This window comes from Mesorhizobium sp. M7D.F.Ca.US.004.03.1.1, assembly GCF_003998635.1.
Lineage (GTDB): Bacteria > Pseudomonadota > Alphaproteobacteria > Rhizobiales > Rhizobiaceae > Mesorhizobium > Mesorhizobium loti.
In genome coordinates this window covers 1-4,969 of sequence record NZ_RZQG01000434.1, presented here as the reverse complement: position 1 = coordinate 4,969, position 4,969 = coordinate 1, and the positions used below count along the sequence as shown (strand labels likewise).

Below are 4,969 nucleotides of genomic sequence, written 5' to 3'. Positions count from 1 at the left end.
CCCTACCCCTTCATCTTCCTTAACCTCGTCCTCTCGATGATCGCCGCCCTGCAGGCGCCGGTGATCATGATGTCGCAGAACCGCCAGGCGGCGCGCGACCGCATCGACGCTGCCCACGACTACGAGGTCAACCTCAAAGCCGAGATCGAGATCATGGCGCTGCATGAAAAGCTGGACGAGCTGCGCCACAGCCAGATCATCGGCATGCGCGACGAGATCGCGCAGATAGCCGAACAACTGAAGCGGATTGACGAACGGCTCACCCCCCAGACCCAACCCTCATGACGCAGGCTATCCATCATTTCATCGAACAGTATGGACTGCTTGCCGTCTTCATCGGCTGCCTCGCGGAGGGTGAAAGTGCCGCAATCCTCGGCGGCTTCTTCGCCCACCAGCAGGTCTTCGTCTTGTGGCACGCCTTCCTTGCGGCTGGCCTCGGCGCCTTCATCGGCGACACTTTCTTCTTCATCCTTGGACGAAGCTTTGCTGACCATCGCTATGTCGTCAGGTTGCGCACGCGGCCCGGCTTCCGCCGCGCCTACCGTCTGCTCAATACCCACCCCAACATTTTCGTGCTGTCGAACCGCTACGTCTACGGCATGCGCTTGGTCGGCGGCATCGCGGCCGGACTTTCCAATATCCCTGCGCCGCGCTTCGTCGTCCTCAACGCCATCTCATCGGCGATCTGGGCGGTGCTGTTCGGCACGATCGGTTATGTCTTTGGACTGGGCGCAGAACACTTCGTCGGCCAGGCTTTGATGCGTCACGAGCGATTGCTCGTCGGGCTAGGCATCGGCCTGACCGTGGCGATCCTTGCCTGGTTCGTCGCGCGTCACACCGCCAAGAAGGAGCGCGCCAAAGAGAGTTGATCTAGGCTGGCCGTCCAGGGACGTCCTAGTCTACGCCGAGCGCCACATCACCCCGATCGAGGATCAGCGGGATGATCAGGTCTTCCTCGTCGGCAAGATGCCGGGTCAGCATGGCGATCAGCCGGCTGTTTTCGTCGGCATAGGCGTCGGCGGCGAAGCGCTGTCTGTCCTCGCTCTCCTGAAGCGTCTTGATGAAGGCATTGGCAGCCTCGGCATTGCGCTCCAGCCCTTCATGGATGATGTGGTGGTCGGCATCGAGTATCTCGAAGCCGCGCTTCAAACGGGGCTCGGCCTTGGCGAAGACCGGGAAATATTGGTAATCCTCGACATTGTGGTGACCGTCGAGATTGCCGAGAAAATGATTGAGGCGAGGCGCGAACCAGCGCGCGAAGTCGGGCGCCGTCAGCCTGCCCTCGCGGTAGTCGCCAATGCCCTTGGTCAGCATGCCGCCAAGTTCGCGGAACATGTCGTGCCGCTGCAGCCACATATTGGCGATGCCGTGGATGTTGGCGTGCCCCTGCCAGTTTTCGCGCGGATATTTTTCGACCAGCCAGCGAAGGTCGTCCGGCAGGCCCTTGCGTTCGAGCAATAGGAAGTTAGCGACTTCAGACATGACGGTTTCCTTTAGTTACCGTCATATAGGAGCCAGCATGCTAGATCGGTAGACCGGTGATCCGCTCGATGATGGCGATGCCCCAGACACCGGCGACGATGAGCACCGAAATCAGCACCGCCAGCGAACCGCAGTCCTTGGCCAGCTGGATGTCGACATTGAACTCGCGGCTGAACGCGTCGCACGCCGCCTCGATGCCGGTGTTCAGCACTTCGACCATGATCAAGAGCAGCACCGCGCCGATCAGCAAGGCATAGCCGCGCCACGAGATCGAAACGAACCAGCCGAGCGGCAAGGCGAGCGCCAGCAGCATCAGCTCCTGCTGGAAAGCCTTTTCGCTGACGGCCAGTTTGCGAAACGCCCGCACCGAATTGAAATAAGCGTCGATCAGCCGCTGCATGCCAAACCCCTTTCCGAATCACCGGCACGGGATAATGCAATGGCTGGCCAGATCAATGGAATAAGGTGACTTGTCCAAGATTCACTCCGCGACCGGGATGGACGGCGTCGACTTTTCAAACTGCGGCAGCCCGTCGCCGATCGAATAATAGTCGCCCTTGTCACCGACAAAGATATGGCATTCTCCCTCGAGACTTGTCGGCCTGTCGAACGATCCCGCCATGACTGAAATGTAGTCCTGGTCTCGCGGCTTCCAGAACAGGACCGACCCGCATGTCTTGCAAAACCCGCGCCTGGCGAAGGCTGACGCTTCGTACCAGGTGATGCTTTCCGTGCCTTCGATCACGATGTCGGCGTTGGCAACATTGGTCGCGGCATAGAAATGTCCGCTCTGCTTGCGGCATTGCGAGCAATGACAATAGACGACGCCGCGCAGCGCTCCGTGCGTTTTGAAGCGAACCGCTCCGCACAGACACGATCCCCGGTGACTATCACTCACGTCGACCCCTCCTTGAAGAAAACTCTGACTGGCATCAGCATCGCCATCAGGATTCCAGCTTTGCGGCGCCCACACGCAAGCAAATGCGACATGTATTGGCGCGGCAAATCCGAAATTCAGTTCCATTTTTAAGAGCGCAATGCGCGAATTTCCGATTCAAAGCCACCAAACTGGCGTCGGTATGGATTGTTATGCCCGAATTGAAGCTTCTACAGCCGCAGGTAGAGAAAGACGTGTCCGTTTTTTTACAAATTAAGGAAACTTTAGCGCCAGCGCATTTATGGTCACGGCAAGCGAAGGTCGTGGGTGGGGACGCATCCTTCGTAAGTTGTTCTGAAGTGCCTGTCGCATTCCCCAGGTCGGCGACACAGGGAACCCGCGAATTCTGCGCCGGGATCCGAGGGGAAGAATCAAAAATGCAGCCGGCAGTTCTCCCGACCGAACGAAGCACCGACATCGCAGCCACCGCTGTTGCCACGATGCGCCAGCTGGGCGTGCTCGGCCTGCCGCGCAACTACGAGATCTTCTACGAGGCCCTGAGCGGCACCAATCGCGAACTCAGCCTCGCCGTCGTTTCGCTGAGCAGCCGGCCGACACAGGATGAACTGGATCAGATCGGACGCACTTTCTTTGCCCACAATCATGGCCCCAGCATTGTCGAGCATGCCAGAGACGTCATTGCCAGGGAGCTCGAGGAAGTCGCTTCGCTGTTGAGGAGCGAGCGCAGCCACATCGAGAAATACGGCAGGATCCTCGATGAGACATCGAGCGGCCTCAGCGGCCGCAGCCTTCTCTCTCAGGATCTTTTGCAGAAGATCGCCAACGCCATGGCGATTGCCACCAATTCGACGATCGATCACGGCCGGCAGGTGGCCTCGACGCTCAGCGACAAGACGGCCGAACTGGAGAGCGTCAAGTCGAAGCTCGAAGAGTACAAGCGGCTGGCCGACACCGATCCCTTGACCCACATCTGGAATCGCCGCGCCTTCGACAAGGAAATCACCAGGATCTACAACAGCAACAAGGGTATCCTGTTCAACGCCTTGGTCCTTGCCGACATCGATCGCTTCAAGGACATCAACGACCGCTACGGCCACCCGGTCGGCGACAAGATCATCCAGATCATCGCCGACATCTTGCAGACCAGCATTCGCGGCGACATGTTCGTCGCCCGCACCGGCGGCGAGGAGTTCGCGCTGATCATCGAGGGCGCCAGCGAGGACGCCACCTATGAGATCGCCGAGCGCATTCGCGCCCTGATCGAGCAGACGCCGTTCACCAGCAGCCAGACCGGCACGAATTACGGCACCGTCACCGTCTCGATGGGCATCTGCATGGCATCCGAGGCCGAGGGGCCGGAGGATCTCTACACCAAGGCCGACCGGGCGCTCTATCGCTCGAAGGTCAGCGGCCGCAACCGCGTCACCAAGCACTCGACGATGGCTGGCCGGGCCGGCAAGAGCTGGCTGCTCTACAAGAAGGACTGAAGCCTTCTATTTTGCCGATCGCGCCGGCACGGGCGTAGGCACAAACTATCGGCTGAAAATGAAAAAGGCGCCAAGTTTCCAAGACGCCTTATTGATCAAATTGAAGTGGCCGGATCAACCGTTGACGGCCTGCTTATGCTGCACCGGGTGGCTCTTCTTCAACAGATCCGAGACCAGGAACGCCAGTTCGATCGCCTGATCGGCGTTGAGGCGCGGATCGCAATGGGTGTGATAGCGATCCTGCAACTCCTCGGCCGTGATGGCGCGCGCGCCCCCGGTGCATTCGGTGACGTTCTTGCCGGTCATCTCGACATGGATGCCGCCCGGATGTGTGCCTTCGGCGCGGTGCACCTCGAAGAAGGTCTGCACCTCCTTTAGGATGCGGTCGAACGGCCGCGTCTTATAGCCTGCGGCCTCGATCGTGTTGCCGTGCATCGGGTCCGACGACCACACCACGGAGCGGCCTTCCTTCTGCACCGCGCGAACTAGCTTCGGCAGGTGGTCGGCGACCTTGTCGGAGCCGAAGCGGGCGATCAGCGTCAGCCGGCCGGGCTCGTTTTCGGGGTTGAGCAGGTCGATAAGCTCCAGCAGCCCGTCCGGCGTCAGCGACGGGCCGCATTTCAGGCCAAGCGGATTCTTGATGCCACGGCAATATTCGACATGCGCATGGTCGGGCTGGCGGGTACGGTCGCCGATCCAGATCATGTGGCCTGAGGTGGCGTACCAGTCACCGGAGGTCGAATCGACGCGGGTCAGCGCCTCCTCGTAGCCGAGCAGCAGCGCCTCATGGCTGGTGTAGAAATCGGTCTCGCGCAGCGCGTAGTTGGTTTCCGAGGTGATGCCGACGGCCTTCATGAAGTCCATCGTCTCGGTGATGCGGTTGGCGAGCGATTCGTACTTCTCGCCCTGCGGACTATCGGACACGAAGCCGAGCATCCAGCGGTGCACATTCTCCAGGCTGGCATACCCGCCCTGCGCGAAGGCGCGCAGCAGGTTGAGCGTTGCCGCCGACTGGCGGTACGCCATTTCCTGGCGGGCAGGATCTGGAATGCGCGACTTGGCGTCGAATTCGATGCCGTTGATGATGTCGCCGCGATAGCTG

The 4,969-nt window shown here is 60.3% G+C and carries 7 protein-coding genes; 3 read left to right on the top strand and 4 right to left on the bottom strand.

The genetic code is table 11. The annotated features are described in order from the left end of the window. A partial coding sequence (locus tag EN935_RS21990; protein WP_127373609.1) for a DUF1003 domain-containing protein occupies positions 1-285 on the top strand: 285 nt, incomplete at its 5' end. Then, complete coding sequence (locus EN935_RS21985) at positions 282-869, top strand: DedA family protein (protein ID WP_127264608.1); 588 nt, start codon at positions 282-284, stop codon at positions 867-869. The genes EN935_RS21990 and EN935_RS21985, both read left to right, overlap by 4 nt. A gap of 25 nt (positions 870-894) precedes the next feature. Here EN935_RS21985 and EN935_RS21980 read toward each other — a convergent pair whose 3' ends face one another. The 3 genes from EN935_RS21980 to EN935_RS21970 all read right to left on the bottom strand — a co-directional run bounded on the left by EN935_RS21980 (position 895) and on the right by EN935_RS21970 (position 2,380). Continuing rightward, on the bottom strand, positions 895-1,482 hold the full coding sequence (locus tag EN935_RS21980; protein ID WP_127264609.1) for a hemerythrin domain-containing protein: 588 nt from the start codon (positions 1,480-1,482) through the stop codon (positions 895-897). A 40-nt stretch (positions 1,483-1,522) separates the two neighbouring features. Next, the gene (locus tag EN935_RS21975) at positions 1,523-1,882 is read right to left on the bottom strand and encodes a diacylglycerol kinase (protein ID WP_109669321.1); all 360 of its coding nucleotides are present in this window, start codon (positions 1,880-1,882) and stop codon (positions 1,523-1,525) included. A gap of 81 nt (positions 1,883-1,963) precedes the next feature. Then, the gene (locus EN935_RS21970) at positions 1,964-2,380 is read right to left on the bottom strand and encodes a GFA family protein (protein ID WP_109669387.1); all 417 of its coding nucleotides are present in this window, start codon (positions 2,378-2,380) and stop codon (positions 1,964-1,966) included. Positions 2,381-2,796: 416 nt separating this feature from the next. Between EN935_RS21970 and EN935_RS21965 the strand changes: the two genes are divergently transcribed. Continuing rightward, a complete protein-coding gene (locus EN935_RS21965; RefSeq protein WP_109669323.1) occupies positions 2,797-3,867 on the top strand; it encodes a diguanylate cyclase in 1,071 nt (356 codons plus the stop codon). Between the two features lie 114 nt (positions 3,868-3,981). Here the strand turns inward: EN935_RS21965 and EN935_RS21960 are convergent. Next, positions 3,982-4,969 (bottom strand): 3-deoxy-7-phosphoheptulonate synthase class II (locus EN935_RS21960; RefSeq protein WP_164771257.1); only part of this gene is annotated, 988 nt, incomplete at its 5' end.

Coding starts and splice junctions, on each gene's coding strand:
- EN935_RS21985 (WP_127264608.1), top strand. CDS start 282: ATGACGCAGGCTATCCATCATTTCATCGAACAGTATGGACTGCTTGCC.
- EN935_RS21980 (WP_127264609.1), bottom strand. CDS start 1,482: ATGTCTGAAGTCGCTAACTTCCTATTGCTCGAACGCAAGGGCCTGCCG.
- EN935_RS21975 (WP_109669321.1), bottom strand. CDS start 1,882: ATGCAGCGGCTGATCGACGCTTATTTCAATTCGGTGCGGGCGTTTCGC.
- EN935_RS21965 (WP_109669323.1), top strand. CDS start 2,797: ATGCAGCCGGCAGTTCTCCCGACCGAACGAAGCACCGACATCGCAGCC.